Annotated in this window: 23 protein-coding genes; 14 read left to right on the top strand and 9 right to left on the bottom strand. The window is 70.8% G+C overall.

Features of this window, described 5'->3' with window-relative positions; translation table 11 throughout:
* Window positions 1-369 precede the first annotated feature (369 nt).
* The 7 genes from HNR01_RS13010 (at window position 370) to fae (ending at window position 7,227) form a co-directional block, all read left to right on the top strand.
* Window positions 370-1,371, top strand: coding sequence for a beta-ribofuranosylaminobenzene 5'-phosphate synthase family protein (locus HNR01_RS13010; RefSeq protein ID WP_183668001.1), 1,002 nt, complete (start codon window positions 370-372; stop codon window positions 1,369-1,371).
* A 111-nt stretch (window positions 1,372-1,482) separates the two neighbouring features.
* Complete coding sequence (gene mtdB, locus HNR01_RS13005; protein WP_153874622.1) at window positions 1,483-2,376, top strand: NAD(P)-dependent methylenetetrahydromethanopterin dehydrogenase; 894 nt, start codon at window positions 1,483-1,485, stop codon at window positions 2,374-2,376.
* 125 nt (window positions 2,377-2,501) lie between these two features.
* Window positions 2,502-3,626 (top strand): ATP-grasp domain-containing protein, encoded by a 1,125-nt coding sequence (locus HNR01_RS13000; RefSeq protein WP_183668141.1) that lies wholly within the window; start codon window positions 2,502-2,504, stop codon window positions 3,624-3,626.
* On the top strand, window positions 3,556-4,527 hold the full coding sequence (mch, locus tag HNR01_RS12995) for a methenyltetrahydromethanopterin cyclohydrolase (protein WP_017485245.1): 972 nt from the start codon (window positions 3,556-3,558) through the stop codon (window positions 4,525-4,527). The genes HNR01_RS13000 and mch overlap by 71 nt, the downstream gene beginning before the upstream one ends.
* Before the next feature lie 177 nt (window positions 4,528-4,704).
* On the top strand, window positions 4,705-5,619 hold the full coding sequence (locus HNR01_RS12990; RefSeq protein ID WP_183668000.1) for an ATP-grasp domain-containing protein: 915 nt from the start codon (window positions 4,705-4,707) through the stop codon (window positions 5,617-5,619).
* On the top strand, window positions 5,616-6,479 hold the full coding sequence (locus HNR01_RS12985) for a triphosphoribosyl-dephospho-CoA synthase (protein ID WP_153874620.1): 864 nt from the start codon (window positions 5,616-5,618) through the stop codon (window positions 6,477-6,479). The genes HNR01_RS12990 and HNR01_RS12985 overlap by 4 nt, the downstream gene beginning before the upstream one ends.
* Window positions 6,480-6,714: 235 nt before the next feature.
* Window positions 6,715-7,227 carry a 5,6,7,8-tetrahydromethanopterin hydro-lyase gene (gene fae / locus HNR01_RS12980; RefSeq protein ID WP_017485248.1) on the top strand — a complete coding sequence of 171 codons (513 nt, stop codon included), beginning with the start codon at window positions 6,715-6,717 and terminating at the stop codon, window positions 7,225-7,227.
* A 183-nt stretch (window positions 7,228-7,410) separates the two neighbouring features.
* On the opposite strand, the gene HNR01_RS12975 is transcribed toward fae, so the two are convergent.
* Window positions 7,411-8,130: a HisA/HisF-related TIM barrel protein gene (locus tag HNR01_RS12975; RefSeq protein ID WP_183667999.1), complete on the bottom strand. Its 720-nt coding sequence runs from the start codon at window positions 8,128-8,130 to the stop codon at window positions 7,411-7,413.
* 3 nt (window positions 8,131-8,133) lie between these two features.
* On the opposite strand from HNR01_RS12975, the gene HNR01_RS12970 reads away from it, so the two are divergent.
* A complete protein-coding gene (locus HNR01_RS12970; RefSeq protein WP_183667998.1) occupies window positions 8,134-9,168 on the top strand; it encodes a hydantoinase/oxoprolinase family protein in 1,035 nt (344 codons plus the stop codon).
* Between the two features lie 52 nt (window positions 9,169-9,220).
* A complete protein-coding gene (locus tag HNR01_RS12965; RefSeq protein ID WP_183667997.1) occupies window positions 9,221-9,421 on the top strand; it encodes a hypothetical protein in 201 nt (66 codons plus the stop codon).
* A 5-nt stretch (window positions 9,422-9,426) separates the two neighbouring features.
* Here HNR01_RS12965 and HNR01_RS12960 read toward each other — a convergent pair whose 3' ends face one another.
* The 8 genes from HNR01_RS12960 to HNR01_RS12925 all read right to left on the bottom strand — a co-directional run bounded on the left by HNR01_RS12960 (window position 9,427) and on the right by HNR01_RS12925 (window position 15,778).
* Window positions 9,427-10,539, bottom strand: coding sequence for a YncE family protein (locus HNR01_RS12960; protein WP_210313229.1), 1,113 nt, complete (start codon window positions 10,537-10,539; stop codon window positions 9,427-9,429).
* 6 nt (window positions 10,540-10,545) lie between these two features.
* Complete coding sequence (locus HNR01_RS12955; protein WP_183667996.1) at window positions 10,546-11,076, bottom strand: SRPBCC family protein; 531 nt, start codon at window positions 11,074-11,076, stop codon at window positions 10,546-10,548.
* A 65-nt stretch (window positions 11,077-11,141) separates the two neighbouring features.
* Window positions 11,142-11,675: an SRPBCC family protein gene (locus HNR01_RS12950; RefSeq protein ID WP_183668139.1), complete on the bottom strand. Its 534-nt coding sequence runs from the start codon at window positions 11,673-11,675 to the stop codon at window positions 11,142-11,144.
* Window positions 11,676-11,716: 41 nt separating this feature from the next.
* Window positions 11,717-12,313 carry a DUF447 domain-containing protein gene (locus tag HNR01_RS12945; RefSeq protein ID WP_183667995.1) on the bottom strand — a complete coding sequence of 199 codons (597 nt, stop codon included), beginning with the start codon at window positions 12,311-12,313 and terminating at the stop codon, window positions 11,717-11,719.
* A gap of 2 nt (window positions 12,314-12,315) precedes the next feature.
* Window positions 12,316-13,890, bottom strand: a complete 1,575-nt coding sequence (locus HNR01_RS12940; RefSeq protein WP_183667994.1) for a DUF6513 domain-containing protein — start codon at window positions 13,888-13,890, stop codon at window positions 12,316-12,318.
* A complete protein-coding gene (locus HNR01_RS12935) occupies window positions 13,887-14,492 on the bottom strand; it encodes an amino acid kinase family protein (RefSeq protein ID WP_153874614.1) in 606 nt (201 codons plus the stop codon). Before HNR01_RS12935 ends, HNR01_RS12940 begins: the two co-directional genes overlap by 4 nt.
* Before the next feature lie 5 nt (window positions 14,493-14,497).
* Complete coding sequence (locus HNR01_RS12930) at window positions 14,498-15,211, bottom strand: (5-formylfuran-3-yl)methyl phosphate synthase (RefSeq protein WP_183667993.1); 714 nt, start codon at window positions 15,209-15,211, stop codon at window positions 14,498-14,500.
* 45 nt (window positions 15,212-15,256) lie between these two features.
* On the bottom strand, window positions 15,257-15,778 hold the full coding sequence (locus HNR01_RS12925; protein ID WP_017485259.1) for a DUF3280 domain-containing protein: 522 nt from the start codon (window positions 15,776-15,778) through the stop codon (window positions 15,257-15,259).
* 243 nt (window positions 15,779-16,021) lie between these two features.
* On the opposite strand from HNR01_RS12925, the gene pedA1 reads away from it, so the two are divergent.
* The 5 genes from pedA1 (at window position 16,022) to pedB (ending at window position 19,976) form a co-directional block, all read left to right on the top strand.
* Window positions 16,022-17,284, top strand: a complete 1,263-nt coding sequence (gene pedA1, locus HNR01_RS12920) for a lanthanide ABC transporter ABC transporter substrate-binding protein PedA1 (RefSeq protein ID WP_183667992.1) — start codon at window positions 16,022-16,024, stop codon at window positions 17,282-17,284.
* Between the two features lie 178 nt (window positions 17,285-17,462).
* Window positions 17,463-18,449: a YVTN family beta-propeller repeat protein gene (locus tag HNR01_RS12915; RefSeq protein ID WP_183667991.1), complete on the top strand. Its 987-nt coding sequence runs from the start codon at window positions 17,463-17,465 to the stop codon at window positions 18,447-18,449.
* A gap of 80 nt (window positions 18,450-18,529) precedes the next feature.
* A complete protein-coding gene (locus tag HNR01_RS12910) occupies window positions 18,530-18,964 on the top strand; it encodes a cupredoxin domain-containing protein (RefSeq protein WP_153874611.1) in 435 nt (144 codons plus the stop codon).
* 8 nt (window positions 18,965-18,972) lie between these two features.
* Entirely contained in the window at window positions 18,973-19,230 is a 258-nt protein-coding gene (locus HNR01_RS12905; RefSeq protein ID WP_246417500.1) for a hypothetical protein, read from the top strand.
* Window positions 19,227-19,976: a lanthanide ABC transporter ATP-binding protein PedB/LutE gene (gene pedB, locus HNR01_RS12900; protein ID WP_153874609.1), complete on the top strand. Its 750-nt coding sequence runs from the start codon at window positions 19,227-19,229 to the stop codon at window positions 19,974-19,976. The genes HNR01_RS12905 and pedB overlap by 4 nt, the downstream gene beginning before the upstream one ends.
* Window positions 19,977-19,981: the final 5 nt, after the last annotated feature.

Raw genomic sequence — 19,981 nt, 5'->3', positions numbered from 1 at the left:
CCGGCTCGGGTTCGACGACGGCGGCTCGGACCGGCTCCGCGAAAGGGAGCGGGAGGGTTTTGCCTTCCCGAGCCGGAGCCTGCAAGCCCCCGGCGAAGTTTGGCCTAAGGATTTCGTTCATCGGCCGGTTTGCGGTGCCTCGGCAAACGGCGGCGCCCGCCGCATCGGCTCGCGGCCGGAAGCGACCTTTCTCTGGAAGGACGGTCTCTCCGTGCCGCCTCGCCTCAGCCTTCGTTCGAACCTCTCACGTCGCCGTCAGTTGCGCTGGGCGAGGTTGTCGCGGGCGCCGCAGCATGGGAGAAGCCGCCCGCATCACCGGGCGCGTGTGCGCCGGCCGGGACGGCAGCTTTTGCGGGAGGGAATGAGACCGTGGCCGAGGTCCCGGACCAGACGGGTGAGATCGCGAGCGTCTCCCGCGCAAACTGCAGTGCCGTCAACGCGGTGCGGGTCCGCGCGCCCGCGCGCCTTCATTTCGGCTTCCTCGATCTCAATGGCGGCCTCGGGCGCCGCTTCGGCAGCATCGGGCTCGCCCTCGACGCGCCGGCGGTGCAGCTCCTGGCCCGCCCCGCGAAGCGCGTCTCCGCCACCGGCCCGGAGGCCGAGCGGGTGCGCGCCAACCTGCTCGCGGCGGCCTCCTATCTCGACGTGCCGGAGATGGTGGCCATCGAGGTCGAGGAAGCGATCCCGCCCCATGCCGGCTTCGGTTCGGGCACGCAGGTCGCGCTGGCGGTCGCCGCCGCGGTGGCGCGCCTGAACGGCCGCCCGTTCGCGCCGGCCGACTTCGCCGACGTGCTCGATCGCGGCAACCGTTCCGGCGTCGGGCTCGCCGCCTTCACCGAGGGCGGCCTGATCGTCGATGGCGGGCGCGACGGATCCGGCGCGCCGCCGCCGGTCATCGCCCGGCTGCCCTACCCGGAAGACTGGCGGGTTGTGCTGATCCTCGATGAAGCCATGACGGGGGTGCATGGCTCCCGTGAGACGGAAGCGTTCCGCGACCTGCCGCCCTTCGATGCGGGCGAAGCCGCCGAGATCTGCCGGATCGTGCTGATGCAGGTCCTGCCGGCCGCCGCGACCGCCGAGCCCGACGGCTTCGGCGCCGGCATCACCGCGATCCAGAAGCGGATCGGCGACCATTTCGCTCCCCATCAGGGCGGGCGCTTCGCAAGCCCCGCAGTGGCCGAGGCGCTCGCCGCCGTCGCGGCCGCGGGCGTGCCCGGCTACGGCCAGAGTTCCTGGGGGCCCACCGGCTTCGCGCTGATGCCCTCGCAGAGGGAGGCGGAGGCGCTGGTGGCGCGGCTGGCACGACCGGGCCGCCTGCGCTTCGTCATCGCTCGCGGGCGCAATGTCGGCGCCTCGATTGCCGAAGTTTAGAGCTTTTTCTTTTTCCCGGTTCAAAGAAACCTGCGCTTGACCGGCGCCGGTCGTTCCGGTTTTGCACCTGAAGCGCTCTGCCAAGGGCGCGGTCACGAGAGGACGAAGACCATGGCCCGCTCGATCCTGCACATGCTGACGCCGCTCAAACACATGAGCCCGTTCGACGTGAACATGGCGATCGATGCCGGCTTCGAGACGCTGATCCCTTATACCGGCGTCGATCTGACCGACGTCGTCTCGTTGACCCAAGATTCGATCTTCTCCCGCGCGCCGCAGGACGGCGTGCGCACCGGCATCTTCATCGGCGGCAAGAATGCCGAATTGGCCCTCGACATGATGGACCGGGCGAAGAAGGCCTTCGTTCCGCCCTTCGCCAACCATGTCTTCGCCGACCCGGCCGGCTCCTTCACCACCGGCGCGGCGATGGTCGCCGAGGTGAACCGGGCGCTGAAGGCGCGGTTCTCGACCGACCTCAAGGGCAAGCGCATCGTCATCTTCGGCGGCGCGGGCGTGGTCGCCTACGTCGCCGCGGTGATCGGCGCCCTGGAGGGCGCGCAGACCGTGCTCGTCGGCCATGACGGCGAGGAGCGCGTCTCGAAGATCGCCTTCACCATGAAGTGGCGCTTCGGCATCGAGGTCGGCGCCGTCGACGGCACGGCGCCCGAGGCGCGGCGCGCGGCCATCACGGATGCCGACGTGATCCTCTCGGCGGGTCCTGCCGGCGTCTCGATCCTGACGGCGGAGGATCTCGAATCCGCGCCCAGGCTCCTGGTGGCCTCCGACGTCAACGCGGTGCCCCCCGCCGGCATCGCCGGCATCGACGTCAACGCCGTCGATGTTCCGCTGCCCACGGGCAAGGGCGTCGGCATCGGCGCGCTCGCGGTCGGCAACGTGAAGTACCAGACCCAGTGCCGCCTGTTCCGCAAGATGCTGGAGGCGCAGGAGCCGCTCTGCCTCGACTTCCGCGACGCCTACCAACTCGCCGTCGAGATCGCCGGCTGAGCGCGGCACCGAGCCTGTTGGCGAGCCCTCCGTCGCGTCGCCGCGAGGGCGGCGCGATCCTGATCGCCGCGCAGTCCGGACGGGCGCTGGCGCAAGCCGCCCGCCGGGCGGCTCTGCGGCCGTTCGTGCTCGACCTGTTCGGCGACGAGGACACCCTGGCGCTGGCCGAGCGTCACCGTCCGCTGCCCGGCCGCTTCGGCGCAGGCACCCGCGACCGGGCCGGCGTGCTGGCGGGGCTCGACGCCCTGTCGAACCAGGCGGGGGGCGCCCTCGGGATCGTGCTCGGCAGCGGCTTCGAGGGTGCGCCGGATCTCATCGCCGAGATCGCCGCCCGCCACCGCCTGCTCGGCGCGGGCGCGGAAACGGTCGCCGCGCTGAAGGATCCGTTCCGCTTCGCCGCCCTGTGCCAGCGCCTCGCCATCCCGCACCCGGTGATCAGCGCCGGCCCGGTCGCGAAGCGCGAGGGCTGGCTCCTGAAGCGGGCCGGGGGCTGCGGCGGCTCGCATATCCGTCGGAGCGCCGTTGGCGCCGTCCCGCCCGGCCACTACCTCCAGGCCCGGATGCCGGGCCGCGCCTTCGCCCTGAACTTCCTGTCCGATGGACGCCGCATTGCACCCCTGGCGCTGACCGAGCAGTGGCAGGCGCCCTCCCCGCTGCGGCCGTTCCGCTATGCCGGTGCGCTCGCCCGGGGGCGGGACGAGGCAGGGCCGGTCCCGGCGGCCGTCGCTGCGGAGATCGCGGAGGCGGCTGCGCGGCTCGCCCGCGCCGCCGGCCTCACCGGTCTGGCCAGCGCCGATTGCCTCGTCGACGGTGAGCGCTGGTGGCTGCTCGAGATCAACCCGCGCCCCGGCGCCACCCTCGACGTGCTCGACCATCGTCCGACGCCGCTGCTGATCCAGCATATCGAGGCGGCCCTCGGGCGAATGCCTGCGATCGAGGCCGCTCCGATAGATGCGACAGGCGCCGAGATCTGTTACGCGGCCCGGACCTGCGCGGCGGTGCCGCCGCTCGACTGGTCCGATCACCTGCGTGACCGGCCCCGGGCCGGCAGCCACGTGGCGCGCGACGCACCGCTCTGCACGGTGACGGCCTCCGGGCCGGACGCCGCGGCGGTGAAACGAGAATTGCGGACGCGGGCCGAGCGGGTCCGCGCACTGCTGGAGGAAACGGAGAACAGTCATGAGTTCCAACACGACCGCGCCGAGTCTCAACGCCCTGGCGGGGCCGCTGGTCGAGAGCCTCGTCGCTGACGCGGCCAAGCTCCGCCTCATCGTCGCCCAGGAGAACGGCGCGCGCACCGTCGATGCCGGCGCCAACGCCCGCGGCTCGATCGAGGCCGGGCGGCGCATCGCCGAGATCTGCCTCGGCGGCCTCGGCACCGTGACTATCGCTCCGACGGGCCCGATCGCCTCCTGGCCCTACACGGTGGTCGTCCACTCCGCCGACCCGGTGCTGGCCTGCCTCGGCTCGCAATATGCCGGCTGGAGCCTCGCCGACGAGGAGGGCGATTCCGGCTTCTTCGCCCTCGGCTCGGGCCCCGGCCGCGCCGTCGCCGTGGTCGAGGAGCTCTACAAGGAGCTCGGCTACCGCGACAACGCGACGGCGACCGCCCTGGTGCTCGAGGCCGCCGGCGCGCCGCCGGCCTCCGTCGTCAACAAGGTCGCTTCCGCCACCGGCATCGCGCCGGAGAACGTGACCTTCATCTACGCCCCGACTCAGAGCCTCGCCGGTGCGACCCAGGTCGTCGCCCGCGTGCTGGAGGTGGCCCTGCACAAGGCCCACACCGTCGGCTTCGACCTGCACAAGATCCTCGACGGGATCGGCTCGGCCCCGCTCTCGCCGCAGCATCCGGACTTCATCCAGGCGATGGGCCGCACCAACGACGCCATCATCTACGGCGGCCGGGTGCAGCTCTTCGTCGATGCCGACGACGCGGACGCCAAGCAGCTCGCCGAGCAGATTCCCTCCACCACCTCGGCCGATCACGGCGCGCCCTTCGCCGAGATCTTCTCGCGGGTGAACGGCGATTTCTACAAGATCGACGGCGCCCTGTTCTCGCCGGCCGAGGCGATCGTGACGTCCGTCAAGACCGGCAAGACGTTCCGCGGTGGGCGGCTGGAGCCGCAGCTCGTGGACGCCTCGTTCGCGTAAAGGCGCCACGAAAACCCTCCCCCCTCCGCGGGGGGAGGGGCCCCTGCGTCAGCAGGGGGCTGGAGAGGGCAGCGGCGCTTCCGGATAGAGCTGGTTGGGCCGGCCCCTCGCCCGCCTGCTCCGCAGGCCCCCTTTCCCGCACAGGGGAGAGGGTTGAGAAAAACGGAACAAGAGCGAATGCGCATCGGGCTCGCGGCCGATAACGGCAATTGGCACAAGGCGCGGCTGCGGGAGGCCTTGCGCGGCTTCGGCGTCGAGCCGGTGCTGTTCTCGCTCGCCGACGTCGCCGTGGTGACGGGGGGCGGCGAACCGCTGCGGGTGCCCGGCTTCGAGGACGGTTTGCCGGACGGCGTCCTGCTGCGCACGATCGCCGGCGGCACGTTCGAGGCCACCACGATGCGCCTCGGCGTCCTCCACGCGCTCGTCGCCTCCGGCGTCACGGTCTGGAATAGCCCCGCCGCCATCGAGCGCTCGGTCGACAAGGCGGCGACCTCCCTCCTGATCGCCCGCGCCGGTCTGCCCACTCCCGACACCTTCGTCGTCTCGAAGCGGGAGGCGGCGGCCGAGATCGTCGCCCGGGAGGCGCGGCCGGGCAAGCCGATCGTGCTGAAACCCCTGTTCGGCTCGCAGGGCGAGGGGCTGATGCTCCTCGAAACTCCCGACGACCTGCCGGCCGAGGCCGCGGTCAGCGGCGTCTACTACCTCCAGCGCTACGTGCCCCGCGCCGACGGGCTCTGGCGCGACTACCGCGTCTTCGTCTGCGAGGGCCGGGCGATCGCCGGGATGATCCGCGAGGGCGACGGCTGGATCACCAACGTCCACCGTGGCGGCCGGCCCTTCGCCTGGGAGGTGCCGGCCCGCGCCGCCGAACTCGCGGAGGCGGCGGCGGCGGCGGTCGGCGTGGACTATACCGGAATCGACCTCGTCGAGGACGGCGAGGGCGGCTTTCTGGTGCTGGAGGTCAACTCCATGCCCGCATGGTCCGGGCTGCAGCAGGTGACCGAGATCGATATCGCCGGGGCGGTTGCCCGCGGCTTCCTCAACGCGGTGCGCGCGGCGCGGCCGCCGCGCCTGGTCTCGGCGCTCGGATGAGCGCGGTGCCGCGGGACGGTCTGCCGGCGGCGACGGTGGCCGACCTGTATCGGGCCGCCTGCCTCGCCGAACTCGATGCGCTGAAGCCCGGCAACGTTCACGGCTACGCCCCCGGCCACCGCATGGTGACCACCGATTTCGTCACCAGTGCCGACGTGTCGGCGCCCTTCTTGGCCGAACCGGGCGCGCGCGTGGGCCACCGGGTGCGCGGCGGGGTCGAGGCCACCATCGCCGCCGTCGGCCAGAACACCAATCTCGGCATCCTGCTCCTCTGCGCGCCGCTCGCCTGCGCCGCGGAGCGGCCCGGTCCCCTGGCCGAGGCCCTGAACGCCGTTCTGGCGACGTTCGACGCATCCGATTCCAGCGACGTGTTCGCGGCGATCCGCCGGGCCAATCCCGGCGGCCTCGGCCGGGCCGAGCGCCACGATGTCGGCGCCGAGGGGCCGGTCCCGCCGCTGCGCGCGGCGATGGCCGAGGCCGCCCCGCGGGACCGCATCGCCCGTGCCTATACCGACGGGTTCGGCGACCTGTTCGCCATCGGTTTGTCTGCACTGAGAGAGGCCCGAAGGCAGGGCCTCGCGCCGCCCTGGACCACCACGGCCGTCCACCTCGCCTATCTCACGGAAGTGCCCGACAGCCACATCGCCCGCAAGCACGGTCCCGAGCGAGCCGAGGCGGTGCGCGCGGCGGCGCGGGCGCGGCTCGCGGGAATCGACCTCGCCGCGGCTCCGGTCGAGGCGCTTCTCGCCTATGACCGCGAATTGAAGGAGGCCGGCCTCAATCCCGGAACGAGTGCCGACTTCACCGTCGCGACGCTGTTCCTGGACGCGTTGCTGTCGGCCCGCGGCGAGGCCGCCTGAACCCCGTGTGGCGGAGCGAAAGAATCTTCGCGCGTCAAGGCCCCCGCGGTTTCAAAAAATCCCCGATTTCAGCGCCTTGCGCGGGTTGTTCGGCGCCGGACCCCGCTGTAGGGTCCGCGCCGCTGTCCGGGCTAACCGGCTCGGCCCCCTGCCGGGCGCCGCGAACAAGGATGGCTTCCGGCCCCGCCTTCTCTCAGGGTGGGCCTTTTTGTAGGAATCCAGGGAGAGACCCCGAATGGCAAAGATCACCAAGGTTCAGGTCGGCGAAGCGCTCGTCGGCGACGGCAACGAGGTCGCCCACATCGACCTCATCATCGGACCGCGCGGTTCGCCGGCCGAGACCGCCTTCTGCAACGGCCTCGTGAACAACAAGCACGGCTTCACCAGCCTGCTCGCGGTCATCGCGCCGAACCTGCCGTGCAAGCCGAACACCCTGATGTTCAACAAGGTCACCATCAACGACGCCCGTCAGGCCGTCCAGATGTTCGGCCCGGCCCAGCACGGCGTCGCCAAGGCGGTGCAGGATGCGGTTGCCGAAGGCATCATCCCGGCCGATGAGGCCGACGACCTGTACATCCTGGTCGGCGTGTTCATCCACTGGGAAGCGGCCGACGACGCCAAGATCCAGAAGTACAACTACGAGGCCACCAAGCTCTCGATCCAGCGCGCCGTCAACGGCGAGCCGAAGGCCTCGGTCGTCACCGAGCAGCGCAACTCGGCGCAGCACCCCTTCGCCGCCAACGCTTAGATCGGGGACAGTCCTGGGCAGAGCGAGCCTCCGCCCGCACCGCGGGGTCTGCTCCAGCGACTGGCTTCGATCTTCCTTGGACGTTGATGGATTGGGACGGCTTCGGCCGTCCCTTTCTTTTTGGGCGAAGGCTCCGATCCGTCTGCGCCTCATGAGGACGGCGCATCGCGAGACCCCGGGCGCTCAGCCCGAACCGGAAAGGGTCCGGCTCAACCGCCCGTCATGGATCGCCGAGGCCACGAGCGCCCCCGCGGCGCCGGCCCGCGCGAGATCCTCGACATCCTGCGGTCCCCGCACGCCGCCGGCCGCGTAGATCCGCCGCCCCTGTCCGAGCGCGATGGCCCGTGAAATCCCGGAAAGATCGGGGCCGGTGCCGGCGCCGACCCGCGCCAGCGTCATCACGATCACGTCCTCGGGCCAGATCCGTGCATCGTCGTGCAGGGCGTCCGGCCCGAGCCGCTCCGTGCCCCGGCTGTCGAGGGAGAGCACGGCGCGGTCTCCGAGAGCGCGCACGAGCCCGGCATCGTGCTGGCTCTCGCTGCCGATCACCGGACGGCCGAGACCGAGCCGGCCGAAGCGCTCGGTCCCCGGAAGATCGGAGAAGCCCGCATCGACCCACAGCGTCACGCCGGGACAGGCGCAAGCCACCGCCTCAAGACTGGCGCGGTCGGGCTCGGCGCCCTCCATGATCGCGTCGAGATCGGCGAGGTAGAGGCGATCGCCGCCGACGGCGTCCAGGAGGCCGCGGGCGATGTCGGCGGGGGCCGAGCCTCTGGCCAAGGGGGTGTCGATCGGGGCATAGGCGTCCCGCTCGCCCGCGCGGGCGCGCACCACCTGGCCCCGGCGCAGGTCGATCACCGGGATCAGCCGGAACGGCGAACCCCTTTCAGAACCGTGAGACATCGCGTGAACCGGACAATGAGCAGGGTCATCGGGTGGGATCTGGGCGGGGTGCATGTCAAGGCGGCGCTCGTCGAGGACGGGCGCGTGGTCGAGGCGGTGCAGGCGCCCTGCCGGCTCTGGCGCGGCGTCCCCGCCCTCGACGAGACCTTCTCGCACTTGCCGGAATGGGTGCGGGGCGAGGCCGCGCATGCCGTCACCATGACGGGTGAACTGACCGATTGCTTCGCCGATCGCGCGGACGGGGTGCATCAGCTCTCCGCCTGGGCCGCGGCGACCCTGACGGGTCATGTGCGGATCTACGCCGGTCGCGCCGGCTTCCTGCCCGTCGAGGTCGCCCGGGCGCACGCGGCCGACATCGCCTCGGCCAACTGGCACGCCACCGCCGCCCTGATCGGCCGGCATGTTGGCCACGCGCTGCTGGTCGATATCGGCTCGACCACCGCCGATCTGATCCCGATCGTGAGCGGAACGCCCGCCGCTCAGGGCTACAGCGACGCGGAACGGCTGGAGACGGGCGAGCTCGTCTATACCGGCGTGGTGCGCACGCCGCTCCTCGCCTTCGCCACCCACGCCCCCTGGCGCGGCCGGCTCACGCGGCTGATGGCCGAGACCTTCGCCAGCACCGCCGACATCTACCGACTCACCGGCGACCTGCCCGAGGGGGCCGATCAGCAATACAGCGCCGACCTCAAGGGCAAGTCGACGCCCGAGACCGAGACCCGGCTCGCCCGGATGGTCGGCCGCGACCGGGGGGAGGGGAGCGCGGAGGAGTGGCGGGCGCTGGCGGCGTGGTTCGCCGAGGCGCAGCTGCGCCCCCTGCACGATGCCGCCGCAATCCTGCTGTCGCGCTCCGACCTGCCCGAGGACGCGCCGCTCGTCGTCTGCGGCGCCGGCCGCTTCCTGGCCGAGCGGTTGGCCGCGCGGCTGGGGCGCCGCTCGGTGCCTCTGACCGAGACCATCGCCGGATCTCTGGGCGGCGGGAATGCCGCCTGGGTCTCGACCTGCGGGCCGGCGGTGGCCGTCGGTCTGATCGCGTGAGGAACCGGGCCGGTCCCGTGCGTTGACGGCAAGACGTCACAAGGAGAAGCGAATGACCGCAGGAAACAAGCTCGCCCGCATCCTGGCCACCCGTACCGGCGACGCGATCGAGCTGGCCTTCGTCACCGAGGACGGCCGCACCACGCGGGTGCTCGCGAGCGACGATCAGATCGACCGCCTCGTGGACGAGCTGGAAGACATTTTGAACTCGCCTGCGGAAGGCGGCACGGGCGAGCCGCCGGCGGCGGCCTGAAGCCGCTATCGCAGGAAATCCCCGAAGGCCCGCGGGCCGTCGCCGGTCTCGACCGTGCCGGTGACGGTGAGGCTCGAGGGATCGATCAGGCTCAGGGCGTTGTCGCCCCAGTTGGCGACGACGATCGTCTTTCCATCCCGCGTGGCGGCGATGCCCTCGGGGTGGTCGCCGACATCGATCGCGGCGAGCGTCTTGAGGGTCGCGGGGTCGAACACCGTCACGGTGTTGGAATACTGGTCGGTCACGAACCCTTTGCCGGCGGCGAGCGCGATGACATAGGGCCGCTGGCCGGTGGCGACGCGGCCGGTCTCGCGGCCGCTGCCGACGTCGATGGCCGAGACGTCGTTCGAGACGACGTTGGCGGTGTAGGCGGTGGTCCCGTCGGCCGAGAGGGTCAGGCCGAACGGGTGCTGGCCGACCGCGACCCGCCGCGTCTCCCGGCGGCTTCCCACGTCGATGATCGAGACCGAGTCGGATTCGCGGTTGGCGACCAGCAGCGTGGCGCCGTCCGGCGTCACGGCGATGCCGGAGGGTGACTGGCCGGTGGCGATCTCGCCCTCGAGGCTCAGGCCCTCCGCCGTCGGACGAAGCACGAAGACCCGCGTCCCGTACCAGTCGGCGACGTAGACCTCGCCGGATTTCGGGTTGACGCCGATGCCGAGCGGACCGCCGGGCAGGTCGAGGCTCGCGCGCACCCGGCGCGCGTCGAGATCGATCACCGACACGCCGTGACCCTCGGGGCGGGTGACGTAGGCGGTCTTCCGGTCCGGCGAGAGGGCGATGCCGGCCGGTGCGCCCGGCACGGGAATCGACTGCAGGATCTTCTTGGAGGCGAGGTCCACGATCTCGACGGCGTTGCCGAGCTGCGCGGTGACCAGGGCTTCCTGCGCGATGGCGGGAGGGCCTGCGGCCAGGAGGCTGGCGGCGACGAGAAGAAGCCTCCCTCCTGCGCGGGGGAGGGTGCCTCGCGGATGCGAGGCGGGGGAGGGGGCGACGTTTCCGGAAAGGTCGCTCCCCTCACCCGGCCCGCTGCGCAGGCCACTCTCTCCCGCTGAGGGGAGAGGGGAGAGCCGGTGCCTCCACCGGAGCGTGCTGCGGATGGCGGCTCTCCCCTGCATCGAACCTTACGAGCCCTTCTCGGCCTTGGCCTTCACGTTCTCCAGGCTCGCCTTGTAGAGGCCGGACACGGCCTTCTTGGCGGCCTCGTCGTTCAGCTCGGGCGGCGGATCGTTGTTCATGTAGCCGCGGTAGAACGCGCCGCGCCACGTCAGCTTGGTCTTGGCGCCGTCACCCTCGACCTCGACCGTCGACGAATAGTCGTTCACCGGCAGGGTCTTCACGTCGACCTTGTTGATCCGGTACATGTAGGTCTTCTTCTCGGCGTCGTACTTGGCGAGCTCTTCCTCGACCGTCGCGCCGCCCTTCAGGGTCAGCGTGCGGGTCGCCTTGACCTCGTTGCCGCCCTTGCCCTCGGTCTTCTCGACGACCGGAATCCAGCTGCCGTCCTGGAAATTGCCGACGATCGCCCAGACCTTGTCGGCGGGGGCGTTGATCTCGATCGACTCCGAGACCTTCTGCCGCGTGGGACCGTGCGCCTGCACGGCAAACGTCACCGTGGCGAGCGCCGCCACGGCGGCGAGCGTCCTGAACTTCATGCGTTTTCTCCTCCCATCGAAGCGGCCGGGCATGGCCGCTTCACCCTTCGTCCGAGCGACTTGTGTCAGGAGCCGCTCTTCTCAAGCCGGGCCTTGAGGTTCTCAAGGCTGGCATGAACCCAGGCCCGCACGCGCTTCTCCGAATTCTCGTCGTTGAGTTCGGGCGGCGGGTCGTTGTTCGGATGGCCCCGGTAGAACGCGGCCCGCCACTCGACCCGCGCATGCCCGCCCTCGGGCTGCACCGAGATCGTGGCCGAGTAATCCTTGGCCGGCAGGTCGGTCACCTCGCTCTCGAGGATGTAGTAGGCGAAGCTCCTCCGTTCGGGATCGAGCTTGCGGGTTTCCTCGACGATGGCGTGGCCGTTCGTCAGCGTCAGGCGGAAGACCGGCTTGTCGGCGCTCCCCTGCCGTTCGCCGCGGCTCACGTTCTCGATCCAGCCGGCATCGGCCGGGTTGCCGACCACCGCCCAGACCTTCTCGGGGGAGGCGTCGATGATGACGCTCTCGACGATCTTGCGCCGTGTCGGCGCGTGCTGGGCCTGCGCCGCGACGGTGGTGACGGCGAGGGCCGCGGCGGCGAGCAGTGCGATCCGCTTCAAACCGGGAATCTCCTTGGCGGTGTCGGGAAGCCGTCGGCCGCTCACAGGGGGCGGCTCGTTCCGTCGAGGACGCGGCCGGCCCGCCCGAGGGCGTTCGCGACCTTGTCCTCGATCCAGTCCCAGGCCTCGCGCTCGGCGGGGCCGGCGGTCTTGGCGATCGCTATGGCATGATAGGCCAGCTCCGTCAGGACCTTTTCCGGCGCCAGCATGTGGAGCCGCGTGGACAGGATCGCCGCCTCGATCACCGCGCCCTGCGCCCGGTTGTAGCCGATGAACGGCACGTGGCTGACCGCATGCACCATCCGCCCGCGATAGCGCGGGCGCTGCGGGTCGTCCTCGACCGCCGCCACCTCGAACTCGGCATGGCCGAAGCATTCGGCGAGGCGTTTGCCGGGGATCCGGTCGCAATCGGTCACCGGCCAGTCGCGCCGTCCGGTGACGATGCCGGCGATCACCCGCACGTCACTCGGGGCCGAGGCCGTGAAGTACGGACGCTCCGCGAGGTTCTCGATCGTGGGGGAGGGCCGGAAGGGGGCGAGCACGAAATTCTCGCCCTCGCGGATCAGACCGAACGGCACGAGATGCATCGCGCCGGTCGCCGACAGGGTGGTGACGACGGTTTCCAGGATCAGCGGCATGATCAGTTCCGCTCCTCGTCCGGGACCAGCCGGCCGCAGACGATGCGGCCGCTCTTCGGCTCGGCGAGCCTGTCGGGCTCGGCCCCCGAGCCGGTTCCCGTCCCGGTCTCGGGCGGAGCCGCACCCTGCTCCGGCCCGGCCGTGGCGGCCCGCTCGGCGGCGGGCGCCTCGGGGCCGCTGTGCCGGGTATGGGCGGCCCTCGTCGGCCCGGCCGCCTTGAAGGCGGTGGTGTCCTCCTGGGTCCGGTCGGCGGCGCAGCCCCAGTCGAGGGGCTCGTCCTGCACGTAGCGCTTGCCGAGGCGGAACGCGGTCTCGGCCTTGGTCAGCTCGCCGCCGAGATAGAAGGCGTGGGCGCCGTCGCTCTCCACGCTCAGTTCGGGGAAGAAGGCCATCGCGTCGGTGCCGGTGGTGTGACGGTCGCGGTTGTAGACGTGGATGCCGTCCTCGGCGACGGCGATGCGGTAGTTGGGATCGCGCACCTCCGCGGCCAGCGCGGCAATTTCATCGGGGGTCTGCACGAACGGGCGCTTGTCGTGAAGCGCCAGAAGGTCGCGGCCGTAGCCCTTGGGCAGGGCGGCGTCCTCGCGCGCGGCGTACATCACCCGGCGGGCGGCATCGTGCTCCTCCACCGTGCGGCGGGTGTGGTTCGAGACCTGCACGATCAGCACGTTGCGGATGGCGAGTTCCGAGCACATGCCGACGAGGAGCGCGGTGACGCCGAGGCTGTCGGCCTCGGTGAGTTCGGTGAGGTTGCCGGTGCCCATCATCATCTCGATGTTTGGCCAGCGCGCCCGGATCTCGCGGTAGCGGACGATCGAGTCGACGAAGCCGAAATGGATCGGCTCGAGGATCGGGTCGGCCATGTAGGGCCGGCCGGCCCGCTCCATTCGCTCGATGGCCCGGTCGAGGGAGGGCAGGTCGTCGGGCCGCATCGGCACGAGGATCGGCACCGCGTCGGTCTCGAAGGCGAGGTCGAGCGTCTCCTCGTTGAGGCTCAGCAGGTAGTCGGCTCCGGCCCGCGCCCCGCGGGTCAGCTCGTCGAGGGAGAAGGAATCGACGCTCACCTTGAGCCCCGCGCCTTTCAGAGCGCGCACGCTGTCCTCGAGATGCGGGAAGGCCGTGTCGGGCAAGCCGCCGAGATCGATCACGTCGGCGCCGCGGCGGGCGAGGTCGAGGCCCTTGGCCAGGATCTGCTCGGGCGTCATCTTCGAGGCGTCGACGATCTCGGAGAAGATCCGCAGGTCGTGGCGCGACAGGTCGACCTTGCGCCCGGTGAGGCCGAGGTAAGCCGGCAAATCGACGATTTCGTCCGGGCCCCGCTCGACCGGCAGTCCGAAATGGTCCGCCAGGGCCTCCGGGTTGGCGCGGCAGCGGCCGGGCAGGACGATCCGGGTCGCACCCTCGGGCATGGTCACCCGGCGCTTGATGATCTCCTCCGTCATCAGCGCGGCGACCTTCACCCCGGCATCGGCGATGCTCCAGGTGAAGCGCTCGGCCGGAAGGGTGGCGGCGACCTTTTCGAGACGCGCGTGGGCCAGCTTGCCGGTGATGAAGACGAGGTGTTCGGGCGCGCTCATGCGGCGTGCCTCTCGCGATGAGATTCGGGGCCGCGGATCGCGATCTCGCCGGGGAAGGCGGCGGCGAAGCGCGGGAAGGCGGCATCGACGAGGCCGGCCTGGGCCAGCGCCGCCGGGTCGAGCCGGGCCGGGATGTTTGCCGACTTCACGAGGATGCAGCGGTCCGCGCCGACCACCCGCGCGAGCCAGAGCGCGAGGCTGTCGGAGGTCACCTCCCAGCTCTCGGCGATGTCGGGATGGCCGGCCTTCAGCGCAACCGGGTCCCAGATCACGGAGCGGCCCTGCGCGAGCGTGTCGGCCACGAATTCCAGGCTCGCGGCGACGGCGAGCCGCGGCTCGAGCGCGGAAAACACCTCCGCCATGCGGCCCATGGCATCGAGGGCGAGACGGTGGGCGAGCGCGTCGTCGAAGCCGATCCGGCTCTGGGCCGTCCGCACCGCGTCGGCGAAGGGGCCGCCGCCCGGTACGACGGCGACGGGGGCGCCGTCCGCGCAGTCGGCCAGGACGGCGCGAAGCCGGACGCGGTCGGCGACGAGGCTGCCGCCGATCTTGATGACGGTGTTCCCCGCGGAGGAGGCAGGGGCATCCGTGGTGCGCGCCATCCGCGTCACGCCGCGTCGGCCCGTGCGTCGTTCTGGATCGCCGTCACCGCCCGCGCGACCCGCGCCCCGTCGAGGGCTTGGCGCCGGTCGCCGTTCCGGCACAGACCGCCGCGGAAGCCGAGATAATCGGGGCGCAGCGGCGCCAGTACCGGAATGTCGGCGAGGCCGAGCGAGCCGGCCAGCCCGCTCATCAGACCGTGCGTGCGGCACGCGGCCAGGAAGGCGGCCAGTTGCGGCGTGGTCTGGAGGGAGGGAAGCGCAGTCCCGGACTTGCCGCGGGTGTCGATCATCGCCCCGACGAAGCCCGCCGCGGCCAAGCGCGCGGGGAACGAGGCCCCGCTCACGCCGTCCTCGGCGAACAGCACGCCGATCACCCGGCCCGGCGCCTGCGCGGCGGCCTCCGACAGAGCCGCATCGTCCGCGGCTCCCACCGCGATCTTGATGAACTCCACCCCGGTCGCGGCCATCGCCGCGACGGCGGCGGCGATCGCCGTTCCCGTGCCGTCGCCGGCCACCGCGCTGGTGACCGCCCGCCCGTCAAGCCCAGCGACGATGGCGCGAACAGTTTCGGTCGAGAGCGCGCCGAGTGCCCCTCGCTCGGGATCCTTGGCGTCGATCAGGTCTGCCCCGGCCCGGAGCGCCGTCAGCGCCTCGTCGGGCCCGCGCACGCTGACGAGCAGGCGGGGACGCGTGGAAAAAGTCGGTTCAAGGTCGGACACGGGGAACGTTCTTGCTCAGCCTTGCGCGCCCGCACAAGCCCCGCCTCAGGAACGGCCGGGCAGCGGCTCGGCCAGCAGGCGGTTCTTCACGATCCAGCGCGCGGCGTGGGACCAATCGTCGTCGGTGTTGGCTCTTATCACGACCTGGCCCTGGCGCACGACCTTACCGGACTCGGCCTCCGCGATGGTGACGACGAGGCTGAACAACTGGTTGGCGCCCTTGTCGGCGAAGGTGGTCACGGCGAGGTCCGCCCCGAGCGCCTTGGCGATCGGCGCGGTGCAGCCGTTGCACTTGTAGAGCGGGCTCTCCTTGCGGATTTCCTCGGCCTGCGGACCGAGATCGACGCTCTCGATCCCGCCCTTCTCGGCAAGCTGCTTGCGAAGCACGTCGGTGACGAGGTCGAGCCGCTTCTGATCGGCCGGCAGCGGCTTGCGGCCATAGGCCAGCGTCGGATCGTTCACTTCCGCCGGGAAGATCGCCGCCTTGCGCGCATTGTCCTGCGCGGAAGCCGTGCCGCTCACGGCGGACAGGAAAACGAGGGCGGGCAGGAGGGCGCGAAGTCGCATGGGAACGGGGCCTGGGTCGGGCGCGATGCCGCGCGAACGGACTCTAACTTGGTGTCCCGGACGATTTGGCAACGGCCGGCGCATCTCTCCCCGCAATCCGTCGCCCGGCTTGGAAGCGATGTTGGCCGCCTCGGCCGGATCTTCGGGGGCGCCGCGCGGCCACGTCGGAAGGTCGTAATCTTATGAAAATCTTATGCTTCCATCGTTGAGACGGGTGGCAAGATGTTGCTAGCGTGCCGGGCAATGCGATCGTCCACCCCGCTCCTCCTCGCCGCCGGCCTCGCGACCAGCTTGGCCGTGATCCCGATCATTCCCCTGCAGGCCCAGGAGCCGAAGGCCGCCACCGGCGAGCCGCCGCCGGGCTCGCCGGCCGCCGGTGTGACCGCGCCGGTTCCCGGCTCCGAGACGCAGATCGCCGTGCTCTACCGCCCGGTGCCGGCGCCCTCGTCCTACGACGCGGAGGCCGATCCCGAGGATCTCGGCATCGCCGGCGGGCGCATGGCGGTGAAGGACAACAACACCACCGGCCGCTTCACCAAGCAGACCTTCGCCCTCGACGAGGTCGCCCTCGACGGCGAGCGCGATCCGGTTCAGGCCGCCAAGGATCTCTCGGCCAAGGGCGTCAGATTCTTCGTCCTGGCCCTACCCGCCGCCGAGGTGCTGGCGGTGGCCGACGCGTTGAAGGAGACCGGCGCCGTCGTCCTCAACGCCGGCGCACCCGACGACCGGTTGCGCGGGGCCGATTGCCGCGCCAACCTGTTCCACGTCCTGCCGAGCCGCGCCATGCAGACGGACGCGCTGGCGCAGTACCTGACGCTGATGCGCTGGCGGAAGATCTTCCTGATCGTCGGCCCGACCGAGCGCGACAAGGCCTATGCGGAGGCGCTTCGGAACTCCGCCCGCAAGTTCGGCCTTAAGATCACCGCGGAGAAGCCCTGGACCTTCGGGCCCCTGGCCAAGGCCCGCGGCGATACGCCGACCCGGGCCGAGGCGATGGTGTTCACCCGCGGGCTCGACTACGACATGGCCGTCGTCGCCGACGAGGAGGGCGATTGGGGCGATTATGTCCCCTACCGCACCGTCGATCCGCGTCCCGTCGGCGGCACGCAGGGGCTGATCGCCGCCACGTGGCATCCGACCCTGGAGACCTGGGGCGCGGCCCAGGCGCAGAACCGCTTCCGGCGCCTGGCAGGCCGCCTGATGCGCCCGCTCGACTATCAGGTCTGGGCCGCCGTTCGCACGGTCGGCGAGGCGGCGACGCAGACCCGCAGCACCGATGCGGGCAAGATCGCCGCCCATCTCGTCACGCCCGAATTCTCCCTGCCGGCCTACAAGGGCGTCTCACTGACCTACCGGCCCTGGGACCACCAGCTGCGCCAGCCGATCATCGTGGTGCAGCCCAAGGCGATGGTCTCGGTGGCGCCCGAGCAGGGCTTCATCCACCAGCGTACGCCGCTCGACACGCTGGGCGCCGACGAGCCGGAGACCGCGTGCAAATTCCGGTGACCGCCCGCGCGGGCCGGTCCGACGCCGGAGGGGAGACGATGCGGCAATCGACCGCCCGGCAAGCCGCCCCCCTTCGCCCTTTTTTGTTTTGAGCGGTGTGGCCGTCAGCGCCATGTCGCTGCAACCGATTCCAACGCGGGCGCGCAGAGACGCGCCGAAGACGACAGGGAGGACGCCGATGGTCGCTCGTTTGAGGGCGGGGCTGAGTTGCGCGGTGCTGGCAGGCGCTTGGTTCGGCGCGGTCGGGACGGCGCAGGCCTTCACCGCCTACGTCACCAACGAGAAGGCCAACACCGTCTCGGTGATCGACACCGAAACCATGGCCGTGACCGGGACCTGGAAGGTCGGGCGGCGCCCGCGCGGCGTGACGCTCTCCAAGGACGACAAGGAGCTGTTCGTCTGCGCCAGCGACGACGACCGCATCGACGTGCTCGACACCACCACCGGCAAGGTGGTCCGCTCGCTGCGCTCAGGCCCCGATCCGGAGCAGTTCATCCTCGATCAGAGCGGCAACCCGCTCTACGTCGCCAACGAGGACGACAGCCAAGTCACCATCATCGACATCGAGAAGAACAAGGTGCTGGCCGAGATCCCGGTCGGCGTCGAGCCGGAGGGGATGGGGCTGTCGCCGGACGGCAAGGTTCTCGTGAACACCTCCGAGACCACCAACATGGCCCACTTCATCGACACCAAGACCTTCGAGGTGATCGACAACGTGCTGGTCGATGCCCGGCCCCGCTTCGCCGAATTCTCCTCGGACGGGAAGTTTCTCTGGGTCTCGGCCGAGGTCGGCGGCACGGTCTCGGTGATCGACGTCGCCACCCGCAAGGTCATCAAGAAGATCAGCTTCAAGATCCCGAGCGTCACCGACGAGCAGATCCAGCCGGTCGGCGTGCGCCTGACCAGGGACGGCTCGAAGGCCTTCGTCGCCCTCGGCCCGGCCAACCGCGTCGCGGTGGTCGATGCCAGGACCTACGAGGTGCAGAAGTACCTGCCCGTGGGCCAGCGCGTCTGGCAGCTCGCCTTCACCCCCGACGAGAAGCAGCTCTACACCACCAACGGCACCTCCAACGACGTGTCGGTGATCGACGTGGAAGGGCTGAAGGTGGTCAAGAGCATCCCCGTCGGGCTGCTGCCCTGGGGCGTGGCGATCTCGAAGAAATAAGTTCAGTTTGCCGGCTAATGCATCGTCTCCGGGGCGGCTTTCGGGACGGTGCGGGACCGCGAACGATCGGAGGAAACGACATGAGATGGACCACGCGCCTCGGCCTCGCCGCCGCGGCCCTGATGCTCGCCGGTGCTCCGGCGGGCGCCCTCGACCTCACCAAGAAGCGGCAGAACCTGCCCGACCTCGTCCTCGGCAACGAGGAGGGCAACGACTTCGTGGTCGAGAACAAGGACATCGAGCTGGAGGCCGGCAAAGCCTATCGGCTGCGGATCGTCGCCAAGGGGCGGCAGGAATACAAGTTCTACGCGCCGGAGTTCTTCCGCTACATCTGGTTCAACCAGATCGTGATCGAGCACAAGGAGATCCACGGCGGCGGTCCGCCCGATCACCTCGAATTCGACGATCCCGGCGAGATCGCCATCGAGTTCGTCGCCATCAAGCCCGGAGCCTACAAGTGGTACGCGCAGGGGCTTGAGGAGAAGGGCATGGCCGGCACGATTACGGTGAAGTGAGCTTGATCATGCGCATCGCTCTCATGTTTTCGGGAGGCGTCCTCCTCGCGGCCAGCCTTCTCGCCACCCCGGCGCTGGCCGACGACAAGTCCGCCTGCGCCGAGGGCATCGCTTCGGTGAAGGCTCAGGCGGAGAAACTCGCGCCCGACGCCGTTCCGCAAAAGCTCAAGCGCGCACTGAAGATCGCCGAGCGCGAGCAGGGCGAGGGCGAGTTCGACGAGTGCCTGGAAGCGCTCGACGATGCCCGGCGGGCGCTGCCGAGATGAGCGCGGCCCTCGAAGTTGCCGGCGTCAGCCACCGCTTCGGCCAGCGCGCCGCCTTGTCGGACGTCTCGCTGACGGTGGAGCGCGGGCACTTCATGGCGCTGCTCGGCCCCAACGGCGCCGGCAAGACCACGCTCTTCTCGGTGATCACCCGGCTCTACAACCATCAGGAGGGCCGGGTCTCGATCCTCGGCCATCCCCTCGACCGGGAGCCCTCGCGGGCGCTCGCCGCCCTCGGTGTGGTGTTCCAGGCGCGCACCCTCGACACCGATCTCACCGTCGCCCAGAACCTGCATTACCACGCCAGCCTGCACGGCATCGGCCGGGCGGCGGCGCGGGCCCGCATCGAGACGCTGCTCGCCCGCGTCGGCCTCGCCGAGCGGCGCGACGACAAGATCCGCACCCTCTCCGGCGGCCAGTCGCGGCGCATCGAGATTGCCCGCTCGCTGATCCACGAGCCGCGCCTGCTGCTCCTCGACGAGCCCACCGTCGGCCTCGATCTCGAATCGCGCGCCGACATCGTCGCCATCGTCCGCGCCCTGGTGCGCGAGGAGGGCCTGTCGGTGTTGTGGGCGACCCACATCTTCGAGGAGATCGCCCCCGAGGACGACGCGGTCGTGCTCCACAGAGGGCGCATCGTCGCCCGCGGCCGGGCCGGGGAGATCGGCGGACCCGGCGAGACGCTGGAGGCCGCCTTCCGCCGCCTCGTGGCCGAGCCCGACAAGCGCGCCGTGAAGTCCGCCGCATGAGTGTC

Origin of the sequence: Methylorubrum rhodesianum (assembly GCF_014199985.1) — a bacterium.
Taxonomy (GTDB): Bacteria; Pseudomonadota; Alphaproteobacteria; order Rhizobiales; family Beijerinckiaceae; genus Methylobacterium; species Methylobacterium rhodesianum.
The sequence above is the reverse complement of the archived record's forward strand: the minus strand, read 5'-3'. Positions and strand labels throughout refer to the sequence as shown.